The sequence below is a fragment of the Xanthomonas sp. 4461 genome (genome assembly GCF_024806475.1).
Taxonomy (GTDB): domain Bacteria; phylum Pseudomonadota; class Gammaproteobacteria; order Xanthomonadales; family Xanthomonadaceae; genus Xanthomonas; species Xanthomonas arboricola_F.
The window spans coordinates 1,423,141-1,441,569 of the sequence record NZ_JANTYV010000001.1 but is presented as its reverse complement, the minus strand read 5'-3'; the positions used below and the strand labels follow the sequence as shown (position 1 = coordinate 1,441,569).

Here is an 18,429-nt window from a genome sequence, read left to right as displayed (position 1 = left end):
GGAGGTCATCGTCGGTGGCGCGGTGTTCGGGCCGCGCAGGGTGGTGGCTACCGGATACATGGTGCTCGCAGGTGCAAGGCTGGAACACCCATCATAATGATCAAATTTGTCAATTATTGGCACATGTGCAAGGCGACATGACGGGACGGGACATCACGCAGGACACCATCGCTTCGACACTGCGCCATCCCGATGGCGAGTGCGCGCATGGCAAGGCGTTTCCGATGATGCGGGTGATCAGCCGCGACAACGGCGTGGGCCTGACCCGCGACATGGTACTGATGGCGCAGACCCTGCGCGCTGGCGGCGTGCCGGTGCAGGAACTGGGGTTCACCAGCCAGCGGTTGCAGGATACCGGGCGCGAGGTGCGCCTGTGGGCCAGTCGCGCGCTGTTCGGGCGGGTGCCGCTGCAGATCTTTTCCGAACGCGTGTATGCGCGCTGCCTGCCACTGGGGCAGGTCAACCTGTTGGTGCCCAATCCGGAATGGCTGCTGCCCAAATGGCTGCCCTTGCTGCCGAAATTCGACGCAGTGCTGTGCAAGACCCGCCACGCCGAACGGATTTTCCAGAGCCTGGGTTGCACCACGCGTTTCATCGGCTTTACCAGCCCGGATCGCTTTGATGCGCAGGTGCCGCGCCAGCGTGCCTTTTTCCATCTGGCTGGGCGCAGTACCGCCAAGGGCACGCGCGTGCTGCTGGAGACCTGGAAGCAGCATCCGGAGTGGCCGCTGCTGACGGTGGTGCAGAGCCCGCGGACGGCCGGCAAGCCGGTGATGGCGCCGAATATCGATCACCGCGTGCGCTATCTCGACGATACGGAATTACGCCGGCTGCAGAACGCGCACCTTTTCCACCTCTGTCCCTCCGAGGCCGAAGGATTCGGGCACTACCTGATGGAAGCGCTGAGCGTGGGTGCGGTTACGTTGGCCACCGATGGCGAGCCGATGAACGAACTGGTTACGCCGGCACATGGCGTGCTGATTCCGGTGGGCGAGGTGCGCCAGCGGCGCCTGGCGTCCTACTACTACGTCGACGCAGTAGGAATCGCGCAGGCAGTGGACACCGCGCTCGCCATGCCGCAGGCCGCGCTGGAAGCGCTCTCGGCCAATGCGCGCGCCTTCTATCAGGCCAGCGATGCCGCATTTGCAGCGCGCTTCCGCAGCGCAGTGTTGGCATCGCTGCCGGAGCATGCGCCGCAAAACGCTGTCGGCATTGCGCCGGTCGTAGTCGATCGTTGAGGAAGTGATGCGTCAGGCAGTGCTTGCGGTCGTGCATGACTGTGTGCAGCTGCCGGCTGTGGCGAGGCCCAGCACATCGTGCGCGGCTGCAGGTCGGCATTGCCACAGTGTGCAACGTCGCTGACGTGGATGCAGTTCAGCCTGTTACCTGATTGCGCCGGTGTAGGCCGAGCCTGCTAGGGATGCCGTCATGGCGCCGAACCGATGCGATGCACGATCGTGCAGTTGCCGGCCGGGTCGGGGGTTTCAATGACCCAATCGGAGGCCAACGGATCGATCCAGCACTCCCGCTGCACCGTTCACCGCGCAGTCGTTTCGCTTTGCAGGTCTGCGATGCAGGGCGACACGAACAGGTTGCCGCGATAGGCGCCGGCCAGGGTCCTGATCGCCACGAGTGCCCAGACCACGCCAAGCACGACGACCAGGACGACGCCGAAACCAGTGAAGAACATCAGCTGCAGCCGTGCGCCGAGTTTCAAGGTGGCCAGCGCGTAGACACCGAGCGGGAAGGTAAAGCCCCACCAGCCCAGATTGAATGGCACCTCCGCACGGAAATAGCGTGCGGTGATCAGCACCGACAGCAGCAGCCACCAAGCGCCCAGGCCCCAGAACAGCAGGCCGCCGATCGTGCCGATGCCTGCGGCGATCTGCCCGAGCCCAGCCAGCCCGTGTGCGGCGAAGATCGCCGGGGCGTCGGCACCCATCACCAGCATGCCTAGCGCACCGGTGCCGATCGGGCCGAGCGACAACCAGCTCGATGCTGCCATGCTGGCCGGCGGCAACTGATGCAGGGCCATGCGCAGCAGCAGGATGACCAGGATGCTCATCGCCACCGGTACCGAGTACGCCCACAACGCGTAGCTGGCGATCAGCACCGCGAACCGCGTGCCCGCATCGGCAAGGTGCGGAGCCAGCAACCCGCCGCTGGCCGCCGCCACTTCGGCCGCCACTACCGGCAGCAGCCACACGGCGGTCATCTGCTCGATGCGGTGCTGCTGCCGGGTGAACATCAGATACGGCACGCCCGCCCCGCAGGCCAAGGCCATCGCCACATCCACCCACCACAAGCTCTCGGCCAGCGGCAGCACGGCGCTGCCCCAACGCGGCACGCCGTACAGCAGCAGACCGTTGATGATGGTCGCCAGGCCCATCGGGATGGTGCCCAGGAACATCGAGGCGCCAGCGTGCCCCAGGATCCGCCTGGCTTCATCGAAGAACCGCACCCAGCGCGTGGCATACAACAGCGCGAAGACCGCAAACAGCGCAGCGTTGCACATCCACAGGCACTCGCCGACCGCAGCCAAGCCTGGAGCCCGCCACGGCAGTTGCCCGAGAGCCAGCGCGAAAATTCCGGTGCCCATGGTGGCAGCGAACCAGTTCGGGGTGAATTGGCGGATGACTTCGCGCGGGCCGGACAGCGCCTTGAACGGGCGCAGCCTCTGGGTGACGGGCAGTGCAGTCGCAGTGGACATGGCAGTGGGTGGCACGTCGCAGAATGTGATGGCAACAGTGTCCAGTGGCAGGACGTAGCTGTAAAACGGGTAATATCGCTATCAAATACTTGTAAAGCAGGTAGGTTGTGCGGCTGACGTTGCGGCAACTTCAGATCTTTTGCGCCATCGCCCAACAGGGCAGCACCACCAGCGCCGGGCTGGCGGTGGCGTTGTCGCAGTCGGCCACCAGTGCCGCGCTCAATGAGCTGGAACATGCGTTGGGAACGCAGTTGTTCGATCGCGTCGGCAAACGCCTGGTGCTCAACGATGTGGGCACGGCGCTGTTGCCGCAGGCGCGCAGGCTACTCGATGGCGCGCAGCAGATCGAGGCGGGATTCGAGCCTGGCGCTGCGGCTTCTACAGGTCGTTTGAAGATCGGGTGCAGCACGACGATCGGCAATCATGTATTGCCGCTGGTGCTGCATGCGCTACGCAAGCAGACGCCGGCGCTGCGCGTGGATATGGAAAGCGCCAATAGCAGCGCCGTCGCGCGCAAGGTGGCCAACTTCGAGCTGGACATGGGGTTGATCGAAGGACCCTGCCATCTGCCGGAGCTGCGCGCCGAACCATGGTTGGTGGACGAGTTGCTGGTCGTGGTCGGGCGCCGGCATGCATTGGCCAAGCGGGCCAGGGTCACCTTGACCGACCTGCGCGATGCCGACTGGCTATTGCGCGAGCCTGGCTCGGGGACGCGCGAAGAAGTCGAGCAGTTGCTGCTGCGGCATCTGCATGCATTGTCCGATACCCGGCAAATCGGCAGCTCGGAAGCGATCAAGAACATGGTGGTGCAGGGCCTGGGGGTGAGTTGCCTGTCGCGCTGGGTGGTGGACGAGTTGATCGCAGCGAAGAAGTTGAAGCCGTTGACCGGCGGGCTGCCGCGACTGACCCGGCGGTTCTTTCTGATCGCCCATCGCGACAAGTTTTTTTCGCCCGCTCTCGGGCGCTTCCACGCCACCTGCCTGCAGTTCAAGCACGAGCACGATCAGCGCTCGCAACCTTAGCTGCGACGTTACGATGCTGCGCAAATCGCCTGCGGCGATGCAGCAGGGCGACTGTCGCGGTCGTTTCCCGCCGTCGCATGCAACTGCGACGCCGCTGATGTGAGGGCGGTTACGTTCTGTCGAGCGCGGCGTTGGTATCGACTGCCGGAACCCCATCGGCATCGCTTTTTTCATCCAGATGCTTATACTGCCCCCCAGTATTTCGGGTCGAGGGTCGGCATGCCGCATTCGCCGCTGGAAAAGAAGCGCGCGCTGGCGCGGGTACGGCGGTTGCGCGGGCAGTGCGACGCACTTGAGCGCGCGCTGCAGTCGGGCGCAGACTGCGCACCGGTGCTACAGCAGATCGCCGCGATCCGGGGGGCCGTCAATGGGCTGATGTCGCAGGTGCTTGAAGCGCATATCCGTGAAGACTTCGGACATGCCGCTGCGTCCGATGCGCAACGCGCCGAGCGGGTCCAGGACCTGCTCGGGCTGGTCCGGTCCTACCTCAAATGAACTCCCACCGGGCCGGCGCATGCCGCGTCCGTCCTCGAACATCCTCGTCAGGAGCGCTATTCCAATGAAATCCCGTGCAGCAGTCGCATTCGGACCCGGCAAGCCGCTGGAAATCGTCGAGATCGACGTCGCACCGCCGAAGGCCGGCGAAGTGCTGGTCCGCATCACCCACACCGGCGTGTGCCACACCGATGCCTTCACGCTGTCCGGCGATGACCCGGAAGGCATCTTCCCGTCGGTGCTGGGCCACGAAGGTGGCGGCATCGTCGAGCAGATCGGCGAGGGCGTGACCAGCGTCAAGGTGGGCGACCACGTCATCCCGCTGTACACGGCCGAATGCCGCAAGTGCAAATTCTGTCTGTCGGGCAAGACCAACCTGTGCCAGGCCGTGCGCGCCACCCAGGGCAAGGGCCTGATGCCCGACGGCACCACGCGCTTCTCCTATAACGGCGAGCCGATCTACCACTACATGGGCTGCAGCACCTTCAGCGAATACACCGTGGTGCCGGAGATTTCGCTGGCCGTGGTGAACCCGGACGCGCCGCTGGAAAAGGTCTGCCTGCTCGGGTGCGGCGTCACCACCGGCATCGGTGCGGTGCACAACACCGCCAAGGTCAAGCCGGGCGAGAGCGTGGCGGTGTTCGGCCTGGGCGGTATTGGTCTTGCGGTGATCCAGGGCGCGGTGCAGGCCAAGGCCGGGCGCATCCTGGCCATCGACACCAACCCGGGCAAGTTCGACCTGGCGCGCAGCATGGGCGCCACCGATTGCATCAATCCCAAGGATTACGACAAGCCGATCCAGGAAGTGATCGTCGAGTTGACCGATGGCGGCGTGGATTTCAGCTTCGAGTGCATCGGCAACGTCAACGTGATGCGCTCGGCGCTGGAGTGCTGCCACAAGGGGTGGGGCGAGAGCGTCATCATCGGCGTGGCCGGTGCCGGCCAGGAAATCAGCACCCGTCCGTTCCAGCTGGTCACCGGCCGCGTGTGGCGCGGTAGCGCCTTCGGTGGCGTCAAGGGGCGCACGCAATTGCCGGGAATGGTGGAGCAGTCGATGAAGGGCGAGATCGATCTCGATCCGTTCATCACCCACACCATGCCGCTGGAAGAGATCAATGAAGCCTTCGACCTGATGCACGAAGGCAAGTCGATCCGCACCGTGATTCATTTCTGACCACACGGCCAGGAGCGGCGCGCGGCCGCTTCCGCGCACGTGGGACCGAGACTCCGGGAGGGGCATGATGGCTAACGTGTCGATTCATCCTTCGGTAGATGGTGGCGTTGCGCGAGGCGGTGCAGAAAACTTTCAAGGGGGAACCCTCGAATGTCACTGCGCCAGCGACAAGGTGGTGGTGGAAGTGGGTGCGCAGACCGCACACAACCACGCATGCGGTTGCAGTAAGTGCTGGAAACCCGAGGGCGCCACGTTTTCGGTGATTGCGGTGGCGCCGCGCGACAAGGTCAAGGTGCTTGCGCACGAGGAAAAGCTGAAGATCGTCGATGAAAGCGCGACGATCCAGCGACACGCCTGCACGGCATGCGGCGTGCATCTGTTCGGCCGGATCGAGAACAAGGAGCACGCGTTCTACGGGCTGGATTTCGTGCACACCGAGCTGTCCAAGCAGCAGGGGTGGTCGGCGCCGGGCTTTGCCGCATTCGTCTCGTCCATCATCGAAACCGGCACCCCGCCGGAGCAGATGGATGGCGTGCGCACGCGTCTGACCGAGCTGGGGTTGACGCCCTACGACTGCCTGTCGCCGGGATTGATGGATGCGCTGTCTGCGCAGGTTGCGCGCAAGAAGGGTTTGTTGCATTGATGGTCCAACCCTGCGGCCGGTGATCCGGCTGCAGGGTTTTCTCTTCGCAAGGAATTTTCATGGAACGTATCGAACACCGCGCCTGTTTTGGCGGTTGGCAGGATGTGTATCGGCATCAATCGCAGAGCCTGGGTTGCAGCATGCAGGTGGGCGTGTATCTGCCTCCCCAGGCCGCCGACGGCCCGCTGCCGGTGCTTTACTGGCTCAGCGGCCTGACCTGTACCGAGCAGAACTTCATCAGCAAGGCCGGCGCGCAGCGCTATGCCGCCGAGCATGGGGTGATTGTGGTGGCGCCGGATACCAGCCCCCGTGGCGACGATGTGGCCGATGCAGAGGGCTACGACATCGGCAAGGGCGCCGGCTTCTACGTCGATGCCACGCAGCAGCCCTGGGCTGCGCACTACCGCATGTACGACTATGTGGTGAACGAATTGCCGGCGCTGATCGAAGCGCACTTTGCCACCACCGGGGCGCGTGCGATCAGCGGCCACTCGATGGGCGGGCACGGCGCATTGACCATCGCCCTGAAGAATCCGGGGCGCTATCGCAGCGTATCGGCGTTCTCGCCGATCGTGGCACCCAGCCAGGTGCCGTGGGGCGAGAAGGCATTCGGACACTATCTTGGTGACGATCGCGACAGCTGGAAGGCGTATGACGCCACCGCCTTGATCGCACAGGCGCAGGAGCGTTTGCCGCTGTTGATCGATCAAGGCGACGCGGACGAATTTCTGGAAAACCAGCTGAAAACCGGACTATTCGAAGACGCTGCCAAGGCGGCGGCATACCCGGTGACCGTGCGGATGCAGCCCGGCTACGACCATAGCTATTACTTCATCTCCAGTTTCATTGGCGAGCACATCGCACATCATGCTGCGGCGCTGCGTGGTTGATCCTGGTTGGGCGAGTCGTGGCTGGTCGAGGGAGTTGTAGAGCGCGTGACATGAGCTGGCGAAAGGTGGCGCGCTCGGCGTTGCTGTGTTGTGCGCTTGTAGCATGAGTAAATCGGCAAGCCCATGTCCCTTCTCCCCCGGGAGAAGGTGCCCCACAGAGGCCAGTGAGGGTGCGGGCGAAGCGCTGGCGAAGTCTGGGTGCAGATTGGCTTCGCCCCATATCCTCGCCCCCCCTTCGTGCCCCTGCCCGCGCTTGCGGCGCGGGCGGGGGCACGCGTGCCAATGGCGCGCAAGCCGTGGCTCTACGCTGGGAGGAGAGAGGGGCAACAATCTCGCGTGCGAAAGTTCGCACTGAACGCGGCCATGCGCGATAGCACTTGCCTGCACCGCAGTTCCTGCGTGCCGCACGCATGCTGCGTGTCCATGGTGCTCCCCGGCTCGCACCTGCGGCAGCGTGATCCTGTGCGTTGCGCGGTGTGTGCATCAGTCGAGCAGCCATTGCGTCCAGGCCATGTCGGTCGCCCACCCGATACCGCCGGTCACGGCCCCGCACTCCAGCGTTGCGCTCCTGCAAGAATCCTCCCGCAACGCTTGACATGGCTGCACCTGTCAGATATTTCTTACGCATGAAAAGTGGTGGGGCAACGACAGGGGATCGACTGCTGGAGATTCTTTCGGCGCTCGATAATCCGCACCGACTGAGGATTATTGCGGCGCTGCAAACCGGTGGCCGCAACTACATCAGCAGCCTGGCGCGGGAAGTGGGGATCAGCCGTCCGCTCTTGCATCTGCATTTGAACAAGCTCGAGGCCGCAGGTCTGGTGACCAGCCAGCCCGAGGTGTCGCATGACGGAAAAGCGCTCAACTACTTCGAGGTCAGCGCCTTTCGATTGGAACTTTCACCTTCGGTCATTGCGGACGCAGCGACATCGCTGACCGACAAGACGGAAAAATAGGAGACGGCCTTGTCGGAGCATCTGTATCTTTTGACCATCTGCCTGCCGCTGGGCACGATTCTGCTGGTTTTCGGCATGCGCTATCTTGCCGCGATCAGGCAGGCCAAGGCGCAGCTGGATCACAACCAGGCCTACCGCGAGCTGGCCGAGAAAACGCAGGTTGCCTTGAACGACATGCGTATCCGCCTCGACGGTATCGAAAGAATTCTCAAGGACGTCGAATGATCGCGAGCGAGACTGACGCCAGCGGTGCTGCATCGAGGCGGACTGCGAGCGACGTGCCGCTCTGGCGGTTGTATGGCTTGCGCGCCGGCTATCTGCTGCTCGTGGTCGGCCTGGGCGTACAGGTCTGGCCGGGTATCGTGCTGCGGCACGACAGCTGGGAACTGATGGAGGGCGTGGTGCAGTGCATGCTGGGAGCGATGGGGCTGCTGGCATTGCTTGGCCTTCGCTATCCGCTGAAAATGCTGCCGCTGCTGCTGTTTGAAATTGCATGGAAGTCGATCTGGCTCGGCGTCGTCGCCGCGCCCCGGCTGCTGCACGACCGGATGGATGTCGGTACCTGGTCCACGCTGTCGGCCTGCCTGCTGGTCGTGGTCTTTCCGATCTTGATTCCGTGGGGTCACATCGTCTCGACGTTCATTCGCATGCCCGGCGACCGCTGGCGTTGACTGCTTTCTCGCTTCGCACACCCCCCGCAACCACTGGACACTCCATGGCGTACGACATTCAAGCTCGCCCGCAGTTCTATGCGCGCGTCGCTGGCGCGCTCTATCTCGCCGTCATCGTCCTGGGTGGTCTGGCAGAGGGCTATGTAGCGAACGCTTTGGTAGTGCCTGGCGATACGCAGGCCACGCTCCACGCCATCGTGCAGCATGCGCAGCTCTGGACGCTGGGGCTGGCTGCGAATCTGGTGGTGCCGCTGATCGCAGTGGTGCAGCTATGGATCGAATACATGTTGCTGCGGCCTGCGGGAAAAGGCTTGGCGCTGTTGTTCGTGTTGCTGAATAGCGCATCGCTTGCGGTGGAAGCCGTCAGCAAGTTGTTTCAGTTGATGGTGCTGCCATTGGCTTCCGGCAGCACGTCGGCGGCCGATCCTGCGCATGGCTTCTCGCTGGCCGCGCTGGCGTTGTTGGGACATGAGATTGGCTTCAACATTGCGCTCCTGTTTTTTGGCGCTGCCTGCCTGGTCAGTGGCGCGCTGATATGGCGATCGCGCTATCTGCCCAAGTTCGTTGGCGGATTGATGACGTTGGCTGGGCTCAGTTATCTGGTGGCCTCGCTTGCCGAACTGCTGGCGCCTGCATTTGCCAAGCTGATCAATTCCGGCATTTTGTTGCCGGTTCTGGTCGGCGAGACGACGTTTTGCCTGTGGCTGTTGATTCGCGGAGTTGACCGGCGGCAGTGGGATGCAAGGGCTGCGCTGATCTAGACGCGATTGCCCTTCTCCCCTCGCGAGAAGGTGCCCTGCTGGGGTGGATGAGGGGACGGGGGGAGTCTCGTGCAGTTGGAACATGCGAGCGCTTCGCACCGTACCCTCACCCCAACCCCTCTACCGGGGGGAGAGGGGCTTGCCACCGCGCATCTGAAAGATCGCATCACGTAGGTGCGGCGATGTCGTTTTTCTCCAAGTCCAAGTCCAAGTCCAAGTCCACGGCAAACGACAGCGAACAATCGAAAGTTGACGCCAACAACCAAGCTAGCGCACCACCTGTGTCGCAAGCTTCGCCAACCGACGCATCGCGCGTTCCAACGGTTCGCTCCACGGCTGGCCGCAGGTCAGGCGGAGATGATCTGCGTAGTCGCCACGGCTGGAGTACAGATGACCCGGCGAGGTGCCGATGCCGTCGGCCAATGCGGCGTCGAACAAGGCCTGGCCACTTCCACCATCGGGCAACTGCAGCCACAGCGATAAGCCGCCCGCCGGGTCGCCGACGCGTGTGCCCTGTGGCCAATGCCGCACGATCGCATCGCGTAGGCGCTGCCCGTTGTCGGCCAGGGTGCGGCGTAGCTTGCGCAGATGCCGTTCCAGATCGTGGTGCGCGAGATAATCGGCCAATGCCAGTTGCGGCAGGCTGGCGCTGCCAACGGTGGAAAAATACTTGGCGCGTACCAACGCATCGGTCCAGTCGCCGCCGAGCAGCCAGCCCACGCGCAGCCCCGGCGCCAATACCTTGGAAAACGAGCCGCAGGTGATCACGTTGTTGTGCGTGTCGAAATGCCGTAACGGACGAGGATGCTGACCCGACCAATCCAGTTCGCGGTAGATATCGTCTTCGATCACCACCGTGCCATGTCGGGCGCAGCTGTCGAGCAGTGCGCGCTTGGCGCTGTCGGGGGTGAGGCTGCCATTGGGATTGTTGAAGTTGGGCACCAGCACCGCTGCGCGCGCCGGCGTGCGTTGCAGCAGTGCATCCAGACGGGCGACATCGATTCCCGCGCCGGTACGGTTGGGCACTTCCAGCACCTTGAGTCGCAAGGCGGCAACGGCTTGCAGGATGCCGTGGTAGGTAGGTGTCTCCACCAGCACTACATCGCCCGGCGTGGTCACCGTGCGCAGTGCCAGGCTGATGGCTTCCATCGCGCCGGCGGTGATCACCACTTCTTCCGCAACCACGCTGGCGGCGCAATGTGCGTAACGCTGGGTTATCTGCCGGCGTAAAGCGGCGTCGCCCTGGGGCGGGGCGTAGTCGAGCGCGGCAGTGCGGTGTCGACGCAACTGCCGAGCCAAGGCCGCGGCCAGCTGCGTGCCGGGCAGTAATGCAGGGGCCGGCGTGGCCGTATGCAGTGGCACCAGGTCGGTACGGGCGACGGTATCGAGCACGCGCTGCAGCGCCGGGTTGTCGACCATGCCGGGTTTGCGTTGCCGCGCTGCGCTGGCCGCGACCGGTGCGGCTGCGGCGATGGTGCGGACGAAATAGCCTGAGCGCGGACGCGCCTGCACCCGTCCTTCGCGCTCAAGCTGCAGGCAGGCCTGCACGGCGGTGGCCACACTGACGCCATGGGTCGCGGCCAGTTGCCGGATCGACGGCAATCGCTCGCCAGCGCGCAGGGTGCCGGCCTCGATCCGCTGCCGCAACTGCGTCGCCAATGCCTCGTACAGCAACATGCTTCCGGCTCCATCTGTACTGGTCAACTTGCAGGGTATCTGAATCTGTCATGGTCGCGCATGGCACTGCAGACTGAACGTGCCCGATGAATGCGTCGGGCCTCCTGTCCTGCCTGTGAGGTCGATCGTGCCTAGTGTCGATATCGTCGCTGTTGCTCTGGTTGGTACGCATCGTCACTGCGTCTGCGCTGCGCGATCGCGCGTACAGCGCAGCGACGCCGCCACATCGGGCAATCGCAGGCATTGGCGCTGCGACAGGCAGGCCGCGTGCGACCGGAGCGTTGCATGAGCGCGGCGTTTGCGGCTGGGCGCGCATCGGCAGGCGCGTCGCGCCGTGCGCTCTGGCAGTTGCTGGTTGCCGAAGTGTTGATCGGCTCGGTTGGCGTATTCGTGCACGAGAGCGGGCAGGACCCGGTAACGGCGGTGTTCTATCGCTGCCTGTTCGGTGCATTGTTTCTCACCGTCTGCGGTTTGATCGGCGGGCAGTTGCGCGGGCTGTGGCACGAGCGTGCGTTGGTGCGCGATGCGGCGATCAGTGGTGTGCTGCTGGTGTTGAACTGGGTGGCATTGTTCGCCGGCATGGCGCGCTCGTCGATCGGTGTGGCGACGATGGTGTATCACGTGTTTCCGTTCGTGATGCTGATCCTGGCGGCATTGCTGCAGGGCGAGCGCACGCGGCGCGCCGATCTGGGCTGGACGCTGCTGGCGTTTGTGGGCGTGGCGTGTTCGGCCGATCCGGCGCGGCTGTGGCAGGCGGCCGACCGCGGCTATCTGCTCGGGATTGCGCTGACCCTGCTGGCGGCCCTGCTATGCGGCGCATCCTTGCTGATGTCGCGACGCATCAGTCGCGAGCGGCCGTTGGCGGTGGTCACGGTGCAGTGCTGGGTCGGGACGGTGCTGCTGGCCGGCTTTTCGAGCAGTGCCGCGTTGCATCCGGGCATGCATTGGGTGTGGCTGGTGGGCCTGGGCGTGATCCACAGCGGGATCGTGTATGTGTTGTTTTATTCGGCGTACCGGCATCTGCCGGTGGCCACGATCGCGGTACTGGCCTTCGTGTACCCGCTGGTCACGCTGCTGCTGGATTATCTGCTGTATGGCCACGCGCTGGTGCCGGTGCAATGGCTGGGCCTGACCCTGATCGTGCTCGGCACGCTGGCGGTGAATCTCAAATGGCGCTGGCCACGCCGCGCATTGGCGCGGGCATGAGCGCGCGCCGCCACGCATGCAGCGTGGCGGCGCACACCGTCAACGCACGTCGCGCATTTCCCAGTGATGGCCGGCCAGGGCCTGCATGCGCTGTTTGAACAGGTCGCCGGGGATGCTGGTGGTGGCGACCAGGTCGATGCGCAGATCGTCCTGCTTGCCGGTGACGGTGGCCGACGGATCGGTGATGCCCAGTGCGGGGTCTACCTCGTCCGGGTCGGCCTGGAGCTGGCGCCAGCGATCGAACCAGGCCGGATCACGCAGTGCGGCCTGCAACTGTTCGGCGAACGCCTCGGCGCCGTTTGCGGTGAAGCTCACCGATGGCGCGCTGCCGCGGGCGAGCTTGGGGTCGGGCAGGCTGATCGAGTAGCTGACAGGCATGGACACACTCCGTTGAATGACGGCGGCACACTAGCCGAGGCGGGGTGAGAACGCCGTCGAAGGCCGCGTGCCGTCAAGCGCTTGCTTCAGGCAGAAAAACCATGCGGTTCGGCGGCGAAGGCCACCGCCAGCGCGCCCTTGCCCACGTTGACCATGCCGGTCAGGCTCATCACGCTTTCGAACAGTTCCACGCCCTGGCTCTGGCAGGCGGCCTGCAACGCGGCATAGCCGGGCAGGGCATGCAGCTCGGCCAGCTCGCCGCCATAGCCCACGCACACGGTGGGTGTCATCAGGCCCTCGCGGAGCTTGCGCACGGTGAAGCCGAACAGTTTTTCGGCCGACGGCTCGAAGCCCTTGAGCTTGGCCACCGGTTCGGTGACGCCGCGATACGCGCGCAGCACCGGCTTGATATCCAGCGCGCTGCCCAGCGCGGCGCCGATCAGACCCACGCTGCGATCGCCCTTGGTGCGTGCGCGCGCACGCAGGTAATACAGATCGCGCGGAATCATGTAGCCATAGGTGTGCTCGGCCAGTTGCTCCAGCCGCGCGCGGATCGCCGCCACGCCCTGGCCCTGCGCGCGCAGGCGCACCGCTTCCACTGCGGTGATGCCCTGGCCGGCGAACAGGTTCAAGGTATCGATCACGCGCAACGCGAACGGCGAGCTGTGGCCTGCGGCCTGACGGATCGGCTTGTAGTCGTTGAGGATCGCGAAGCTGGCCTGCATGGCGTTGTCGTAGATCTGGCTGCGCAGCTTGGAGATGGTCAGGCAGAACACGTGGTCGTAATCGATGACCAGGCGCTGCAGGAACAGGTCGCGGATCTGGTTGACCGAAAACGGCGTGGTTTCCGCCTCGTGTCCGCGTTCGGCCACATGCGCCTGCAGAAAGCTCAGCGTGGCCTCTTCATCGCGGTGATCGGCCAGCACGGCTTCGCCGATGCGGACGCTGATCGGCAGCACGATCACGTTGTTGCGTTGGATGAAGTCCTGCGGCAGATCGCACGCACTGTCCACCACGATTCCGATGCGCATCGTCGCCCCCTCCGGCTATTGCGTCGTCTCTATAAGTGCAAACGCTATCGCAAAACCCGCCTGGCGCGTAGACCCATCGGCTGACTGCCTGCGCCGGACCCAGCCCTGGCCATGGCCCTGGCCCTGGCCAGGCAGCCGTCTACGGCCTGCCTGGCCATGCCACGCGAGATGCAGCCGCGTCACCGGCCACCGGGCGGCCACCAGGCCGGCGCAGGCCGGGGAGGCATGTGGCTCTGCACCATTTGCATGCCAGGCCGGGCCGGAACACTGAGCGGTACATGGCGCCTGGCGGGGACGATGGTGGCGAACTGAGGATCAGGACACGTTCGGGGTGCAAGGTAGCGCCCGTTATCGTGCTTGGCGGGGCTGTCCTGCCGGAATCGCTATAGCTCCTGTCGCGGCGCCGCTGCTAGGGTCGGCCGCAACCGCTGCAGGGCGGTCCCGGGAGCGCCGCACTGGCGCCGCCGCGCTGAACACCATGGAGAGTCCACATGCACACCACCCCATCCAACACCCTCACGCAGACCGCTGCGCAGGCGCCCACCACACGGCGGCGCGCATCGCGCTGGTGGAAGGCCGCGCTGGCAATCGGCCTGGTAGCGCTGGCACCGGCGGCGCTGGCCGGGCCTTACAAGATCTTTGGCAACCACTATGCATGGGTCAACAATTTCAACGATCCCAACAACATCATCCAGGGCACCTTCGGCACCGGTAGCACGCCGGAGCTCACCGTCACCTTCAACTTCGCCGACTACAACCTGTACGGGTATCCGGCGATCGTGCGCGGCTGGCATTACGACTGGAATCCAACCACCGACACGTTGTTCCCCAAACAGATTTCCTCGATTTCCTCGCTGCCGTTCAAGTTCACCTACAGCGCCGGCGGCACCAACCTGGCGGGCGACTTTGCCTACGACATCTTCTTCCGCTGGGACACCGCCAAGGGCAACCCGCAGCTGGAAGTGATGATCTGGGGCGACCATAACTCCTGGCCGATCGGCACCGTCACCGCCACCAAGGTGATCACTGCGGGCGGGCGCACCTTCGATCTGTGGGAAGGCTTCAACTCCGGGGCCGGCTATTACGTCTACACCTTCATCCCGACCGGTACCGCCGGCCAGCCGACGCTCAAGACCAGCGGCAATCTCAACATCGATGCCAAGCCGTTCCTGACCTGGCTGCAGAACAACCGGTCCAAGGACGGCCGTTACAACAACAGCATGTATCTGCATGCGGCCGAAGCGGGGTTTGAAGTGGTGCGCGGCAATGGCTGGGCCAAGGTCAGCGCCACGATGGATGCCAAGTAAGCCCCATGCGTCGCGCATTGGCCGTCAGCGCAGCGGTCGGTCCATGCAGGCGCGTGCGGGCAATGGTCTGCACTGTGGTCTGCGCGCTGCGACCCGATGGCGGCTGCCGCTGAAAGATGCCTTATCGAACAACGATGTGGTCGTTTGGGCGGCGCATGCAAACGCATGCGTCGCGCATCGGACGAGGCCACGGTGATCGGTCTGCAGGGATGGCCATGTTCGCGCTCCGTCAGTGCGCGGGCATTCGGCGTGGCGCGAAGGCGTCATTGCGCCGGATGTGTCCACGGTCACCGCCCACCCGCTTGCGTGTTGCCAGATGGCGAGCGTGGCCATCCATCCATCCATCATCGGAGTTCACCTCATGCACGTGCACGCTCGTTTCCGTCTGTCCTTGCGTTGCGGCGTTTTGCCGCGCGCCGCTGCACTGGCCCTGGTACTGGTCGCCTCCAGCGCCAGCGCCGCGACCGGCGAGACCAAGGTCTATGGCACGCAATACGCTTACAACAATAATTTCAACGACAACACCAACAACATCAAGGCGACGTTCGGCTCCGGCAGCACACCCAGCCTGACCGTCACCTATAACTTGCCCAGCGGGCAGTTGTACGGATATCCGGCGATCTGTCGCGGCTGGCATTACACGATGAACCCGGCCACCGACAGCTATTTCCCGCATCAGGTCTCGAAGGTAGGCAGCCTGAGCGGCACGCTGGCTTTTACCACCAAGGGCAGCGGACAGACCGGCGATTTTGCCTACGATCTGTTTTTTCGCAAGGACACCAGCAAGGGCAATCCGCAGCTGGAAGTGATGATCTGGGGTGCCAACAATTCCTACCCGCTGGGCACGTTGACTGCGTCCAATGCATTCAGCTCCGGCGGTGTGACCTACGATCTGTGGGAAGGCAATAATTCGGCCGCCGGCTACTACGTCTATACGTTCATTCCGCATGGCAGCGCCGGTAATAGCAATGCGCTTCCGGCCAAGGGCAACCTCAATGTCGACGTCAAGGCATTTTTGACCAGGTTGCAGGCGCTACGCGGTGGCGACGGTCGCTACAGCAGCGATCTGTATCTGCAGGTGGTGGAGGGCGGTTTCGAGGTCACCGGCGGGATGGGGTCGGTATCGCTGACCGGTTCGATCGCGGCGAAATAAGCGCGGCAATTCGCCTGTGCTGCGGTGCCGCGATTGCTGCATGCAGCGTTGTAAGGCATGGCGCCTGCGCGCAATGCGTGATGCACCAGCATCACACGATGGCCGCGCCAACTCGAACCATGGCCACCACTGCAGCTGCGTTCGTGCAGCGGTGGCCATGCAGGCGTTGCCGGCACGCGCGACGATCTACAGCGCCATCAACTGGATGCTGTCGAACACGACCGCCGGGCTGAGGTAGCCGTTGTCCGGCGATCCGGATGCAAGCCCGATCTCGATGCGGTTGCTGCCGGCCTGCAGCGCCGCGGCGGGGATGTCCACCTCATACAGCGTGTTGTTGCCGCGCGTGGTGCCACGGGTGATGCCACGCGTCTTGGGCTGGTTGGGGGCGGCAGGAAGCGGTCCATTCCAGCGTGCGTTGACGGCAACCTGCGGGCGCGCGCCAACCTGCGCCAGCGGCACGAATATCCGCAGGCGATAGCTACGGACGTCATTGGATGCCAGGGTGAAGTCGATGCGGGTCGGGGTGTTGATGCTGCGCCACTGCACGGCGGGAAAACTCCCCACGCTGCTCGATCCTACACTGTAGGTGACCGGCGCCCAGCGCATGCGCGTGTCGGACGGATGCGCACGCGGCAGCAGGTCGGCATGGCGAAATCCGGCCGGCGTGCCGTCGGGCACACCGATCTGCCATTTCACCGTGCCCGGCAAGGCCACGGCCTGCAAGGCCACCTGCGCGGTGGCATTGGCGAAGACTTCCACCTCGCGTTGCGCCACTTCCAGCTCGTTCTGGTACAGGGTCATGCGGTAGCGGCCCGGCCGCACGCCGGCAACCTGGTAATCGCCGCTGCCGTTGGCGGTGGCCCAGTACTGCGCCTGGTCGTTGCGCAAGCCGATCACGGCCGGTTGCCCGGACAGCACGCCGCCGACCCGGCCGCTTACCGCACCGCGCCCGCTGCCGGCCAGATAGCCGCTCACCCCCAGCGTGGCATCGACGAAGTCGGTGCTCAGCTGCGCACTGTTCGGGGTGCCGCCATCGGTAAACAACAGGCCGTAGACGCCATGCAGGCCGCCGCGAAACGCTTCGGTCTGGGTGTGGTCGGAATACATGTAGTTGTAGAGCTCATGCGTCACGCGGGTCTTTTGCGTAGCGATATCCTTGAAGAACGGCCCGCCGGAACTGCGCTCGCGGTTGCCCATCAGCATGAACACCGCAACCCCCGAACCGCTGACCCCATGCACCTGGTCGTCGATCATGCGGCGCGCCGAATAGAACTTGGAGCTGGTGCGCCCGTCCGGCAGCAGGAAGACGTCTTCGCCTTCGATCACGCTGCCGACATTGGAGTCGGGTTCCTGTTGCGCGTTAGGCAACTTGGCGACGTTCAGGCGCGCGATGAAGCGCAGCTCGCCCACCGGTAGCAGGGTCGGTGCATAGGTGGCCATGTAGATCGCATTACGGCCCTTGCGTGCGATGTAGTACTGGGTCAGATCGCCGGCCTTGGCCGACACCACGATCGCCCCGCCTACCACGCGCGCGTCCACGCTGGCGCTGCCCAGGCCCGAGGCGATATGCGAGCCCTTCGATTCGGTGGTCTGCAGCTCGTTGTCGCGGTAGCGCATCGACACGATGTCGCCGTTGTTGGCATTGACCGAAAACACCAGCTCGGCGCCGGTGTCCACCACCACGCGGTCGCCACTGCGGGTGAATCCGAAGGTGGCCAGGGCCGGTGCGCTGACGCCGCCGTACAGACACAGCGCGCATGCCAGCATGCGCAAGCTGGAGTGGAGCATGTTCAGTTCCTCAGTCGAAGCAAGGATGTGGCCACGATGCCGCTGCGCGATGCTAGGCGGGCGCGAGCTGTGCTGCGAGTGCTCAGGATGCAGAGCGTGCACCCGGTTCAAACTTCAGCAATGAACCTAAGTGCGGGTCACGCTTGCACTGCGACCTGGGGTGGAACGCGTTGATGCGTGACTGCGATGGCTGCGATTGGTCGCAGGTGTTCTAAGGCTGCTCGACCTGGCTCAGTGCGTCACGGGCGCCGGCAATGGCGGCAATCCATTGGTGGCGTTTGCCGATCACAAAGCGGTGCTCATCGCCGTTGTCCAACCGCACGGCGAGCGATGTCGGCGCTACCGGCAGCAGCCCGAACAACCGTGTCCAGCGCGGTTGCAGCGCCACGATTGCGCTCAGCGGCACGGCGAGCGAACGCGTTTGCACATTGAACGCGTGCGGCTGGAACAGCAGCGCGTCGGCAGTGAGGATCAGGCGCCCGCCCACGGCCTCGATTCCGCGCTGCAGGTTGGCCGGCGCCTGGCGCAGCACCGCGCGTTGGATCGAGCGCAATCCGCCGCCTGCAA

19 protein-coding genes are annotated in these 18,429 nt (G+C 64.5%); 13 read left to right on the top strand and 6 right to left on the bottom strand.

What is annotated here, in order from left to right; translation table 11 throughout:
* Positions 1-137 precede the first annotated feature (137 nt).
* Positions 138-1,238, top strand: coding sequence for a glycosyltransferase (locus FHY19_RS06145; RefSeq protein WP_259163039.1), 1,101 nt, complete (start codon positions 138-140; stop codon positions 1,236-1,238).
* Positions 1,239-1,537: 299 nt separating this feature from the next.
* Here FHY19_RS06145 and FHY19_RS06140 read toward each other — a convergent pair whose 3' ends face one another.
* On the bottom strand, positions 1,538-2,710 hold the full coding sequence (locus FHY19_RS06140; RefSeq protein WP_259163037.1) for a TDT family transporter: 1,173 nt from the start codon (positions 2,708-2,710) through the stop codon (positions 1,538-1,540).
* A 107-nt stretch (positions 2,711-2,817) separates the two neighbouring features.
* Between FHY19_RS06140 and FHY19_RS06135 the strand changes: the two genes are divergently transcribed.
* The 9 genes from FHY19_RS06135 (at position 2,818) to FHY19_RS06095 (ending at position 9,322) form a co-directional block, all read left to right on the top strand.
* On the top strand, positions 2,818-3,732 hold the full coding sequence (locus tag FHY19_RS06135) for a LysR family transcriptional regulator (protein ID WP_259163035.1): 915 nt from the start codon (positions 2,818-2,820) through the stop codon (positions 3,730-3,732).
* Between the two features lie 219 nt (positions 3,733-3,951).
* The gene (locus tag FHY19_RS06130; RefSeq protein WP_046963271.1) at positions 3,952-4,227 is read left to right on the top strand and encodes a metal/formaldehyde-sensitive transcriptional repressor; all 276 of its coding nucleotides are present in this window, start codon (positions 3,952-3,954) and stop codon (positions 4,225-4,227) included.
* A 64-nt stretch (positions 4,228-4,291) separates the two neighbouring features.
* Positions 4,292-5,401, top strand: a complete 1,110-nt coding sequence (locus tag FHY19_RS06125; protein WP_259156462.1) for an S-(hydroxymethyl)glutathione dehydrogenase/class III alcohol dehydrogenase — start codon at positions 4,292-4,294, stop codon at positions 5,399-5,401.
* A 67-nt stretch (positions 5,402-5,468) separates the two neighbouring features.
* Positions 5,469-6,044: an S-(hydroxymethyl)glutathione synthase gene (gfa, locus tag FHY19_RS06120; protein ID WP_259163034.1), complete on the top strand. Its 576-nt coding sequence runs from the start codon at positions 5,469-5,471 to the stop codon at positions 6,042-6,044.
* A 59-nt stretch (positions 6,045-6,103) separates the two neighbouring features.
* On the top strand, positions 6,104-6,934 hold the full coding sequence (fghA, locus tag FHY19_RS06115) for an S-formylglutathione hydrolase (protein WP_259163027.1): 831 nt from the start codon (positions 6,104-6,106) through the stop codon (positions 6,932-6,934).
* Positions 6,935-7,530: 596 nt separating this feature from the next.
* On the top strand, positions 7,531-7,890 hold the full coding sequence (locus FHY19_RS06110) for a helix-turn-helix domain-containing protein (RefSeq protein WP_259163016.1): 360 nt from the start codon (positions 7,531-7,533) through the stop codon (positions 7,888-7,890).
* Positions 7,891-7,899: 9 nt separating this feature from the next.
* Entirely contained in the window at positions 7,900-8,115 is a 216-nt protein-coding gene (locus FHY19_RS06105; RefSeq protein ID WP_046963268.1) for a hypothetical protein, read from the top strand.
* Positions 8,112-8,561 carry a hypothetical protein gene (locus tag FHY19_RS06100; protein WP_259163014.1) on the top strand — a complete coding sequence of 150 codons (450 nt, stop codon included), beginning with the start codon at positions 8,112-8,114 and terminating at the stop codon, positions 8,559-8,561. The genes FHY19_RS06105 and FHY19_RS06100 overlap by 4 nt, the downstream gene beginning before the upstream one ends.
* Entirely contained in the window at positions 8,558-9,322 is a 765-nt protein-coding gene (locus FHY19_RS06095; protein ID WP_259163012.1) for a DUF4386 domain-containing protein, read from the top strand. The genes FHY19_RS06100 and FHY19_RS06095 overlap by 4 nt, the downstream gene beginning before the upstream one ends.
* Before the next feature lie 267 nt (positions 9,323-9,589).
* On the opposite strand, the gene FHY19_RS06090 is transcribed toward FHY19_RS06095, so the two are convergent.
* Complete coding sequence (locus tag FHY19_RS06090) at positions 9,590-10,999, bottom strand: PLP-dependent aminotransferase family protein (RefSeq protein WP_259163010.1); 1,410 nt, start codon at positions 10,997-10,999, stop codon at positions 9,590-9,592.
* Positions 11,000-11,284: 285 nt separating this feature from the next.
* Here FHY19_RS06090 and FHY19_RS06085 point away from each other — a divergent pair, with 285 nt between their 5' ends.
* The gene (locus FHY19_RS06085) at positions 11,285-12,205 is read left to right on the top strand and encodes a DMT family transporter (protein WP_259163008.1); all 921 of its coding nucleotides are present in this window, start codon (positions 11,285-11,287) and stop codon (positions 12,203-12,205) included.
* A gap of 39 nt (positions 12,206-12,244) precedes the next feature.
* On the opposite strand, the gene FHY19_RS06080 is transcribed toward FHY19_RS06085, so the two are convergent.
* Positions 12,245-12,583 carry a hypothetical protein gene (locus FHY19_RS06080; protein ID WP_259156458.1) on the bottom strand — a complete coding sequence of 113 codons (339 nt, stop codon included), beginning with the start codon at positions 12,581-12,583 and terminating at the stop codon, positions 12,245-12,247.
* 86 nt (positions 12,584-12,669) lie between these two features.
* On the bottom strand, positions 12,670-13,614 hold the full coding sequence (locus FHY19_RS06075) for a DegV family protein (protein WP_259163006.1): 945 nt from the start codon (positions 13,612-13,614) through the stop codon (positions 12,670-12,672).
* 491 nt (positions 13,615-14,105) lie between these two features.
* Here FHY19_RS06075 and FHY19_RS06070 point away from each other — a divergent pair, with 491 nt between their 5' ends.
* Both FHY19_RS06070 and FHY19_RS06065 read left to right on the top strand, forming a co-directional pair.
* Positions 14,106-14,921, top strand: coding sequence for a cellulase (locus FHY19_RS06070; RefSeq protein WP_259156456.1), 816 nt, complete (start codon positions 14,106-14,108; stop codon positions 14,919-14,921).
* Positions 14,922-15,327: 406 nt separating this feature from the next.
* The gene (locus FHY19_RS06065) at positions 15,328-16,074 is read left to right on the top strand and encodes a cellulase (RefSeq protein WP_259164070.1); all 747 of its coding nucleotides are present in this window, start codon (positions 15,328-15,330) and stop codon (positions 16,072-16,074) included.
* A 186-nt stretch (positions 16,075-16,260) separates the two neighbouring features.
* Here FHY19_RS06065 and FHY19_RS06060 read toward each other — a convergent pair whose 3' ends face one another.
* Positions 16,261-17,862, bottom strand: a complete 1,602-nt coding sequence (locus FHY19_RS06060; RefSeq protein WP_259163004.1) for a rhamnogalacturonan lyase B N-terminal domain-containing protein — start codon at positions 17,860-17,862, stop codon at positions 16,261-16,263.
* A 211-nt stretch (positions 17,863-18,073) separates the two neighbouring features.
* A complete protein-coding gene (locus FHY19_RS06055; protein WP_259164068.1) occupies positions 18,074-18,415 on the bottom strand; it encodes a hypothetical protein in 342 nt (113 codons plus the stop codon).
* Between the last annotated feature and the right edge of the window lie 14 nt (positions 18,416-18,429).

Bases quoted from the DNA above. Each gene is read 5' to 3' on its own strand.
- FHY19_RS06145 (WP_259163039.1), top strand. From the start codon at position 138: ATGACGGGACGGGACATCACGCAGGACACCATCGCTTCGACACTGCGC.
- FHY19_RS06060 (WP_259163004.1), bottom strand. From the start codon at position 17,862: ATGCTCCACTCCAGCTTGCGCATGCTGGCATGCGCGCTGTGTCTGTAC.
- FHY19_RS06075 (WP_259163006.1), bottom strand. From the start codon at position 13,614: ATGCGCATCGGAATCGTGGTGGACAGTGCGTGCGATCTGCCGCAGGAC.
- FHY19_RS06070 (WP_259156456.1), top strand. From the start codon at position 14,106: ATGCACACCACCCCATCCAACACCCTCACGCAGACCGCTGCGCAGGCG.
- FHY19_RS06080 (WP_259156458.1), bottom strand. From the start codon at position 12,583: ATGCCTGTCAGCTACTCGATCAGCCTGCCCGACCCCAAGCTCGCCCGC.
- gfa (WP_259163034.1), top strand. From the start codon at position 5,469: ATGGCTAACGTGTCGATTCATCCTTCGGTAGATGGTGGCGTTGCGCGA.
- FHY19_RS06140 (WP_259163037.1), bottom strand. From the start codon at position 2,710: ATGTCCACTGCGACTGCACTGCCCGTCACCCAGAGGCTGCGCCCGTTC.
- fghA (WP_259163027.1), top strand. From the start codon at position 6,104: ATGGAACGTATCGAACACCGCGCCTGTTTTGGCGGTTGGCAGGATGTG.
- FHY19_RS06125 (WP_259156462.1), top strand. From the start codon at position 4,292: ATGAAATCCCGTGCAGCAGTCGCATTCGGACCCGGCAAGCCGCTGGAA.
- FHY19_RS06130 (WP_046963271.1), top strand. From the start codon at position 3,952: ATGCCGCATTCGCCGCTGGAAAAGAAGCGCGCGCTGGCGCGGGTACGG.
- FHY19_RS06110 (WP_259163016.1), top strand. From the start codon at position 7,531: ATGGCTGCACCTGTCAGATATTTCTTACGCATGAAAAGTGGTGGGGCA.
- FHY19_RS06090 (WP_259163010.1), bottom strand. From the start codon at position 10,999: ATGTTGCTGTACGAGGCATTGGCGACGCAGTTGCGGCAGCGGATCGAG.
- FHY19_RS06100 (WP_259163014.1), top strand. From the start codon at position 8,112: ATGATCGCGAGCGAGACTGACGCCAGCGGTGCTGCATCGAGGCGGACT.
- FHY19_RS06085 (WP_259163008.1), top strand. From the start codon at position 11,285: ATGAGCGCGGCGTTTGCGGCTGGGCGCGCATCGGCAGGCGCGTCGCGC.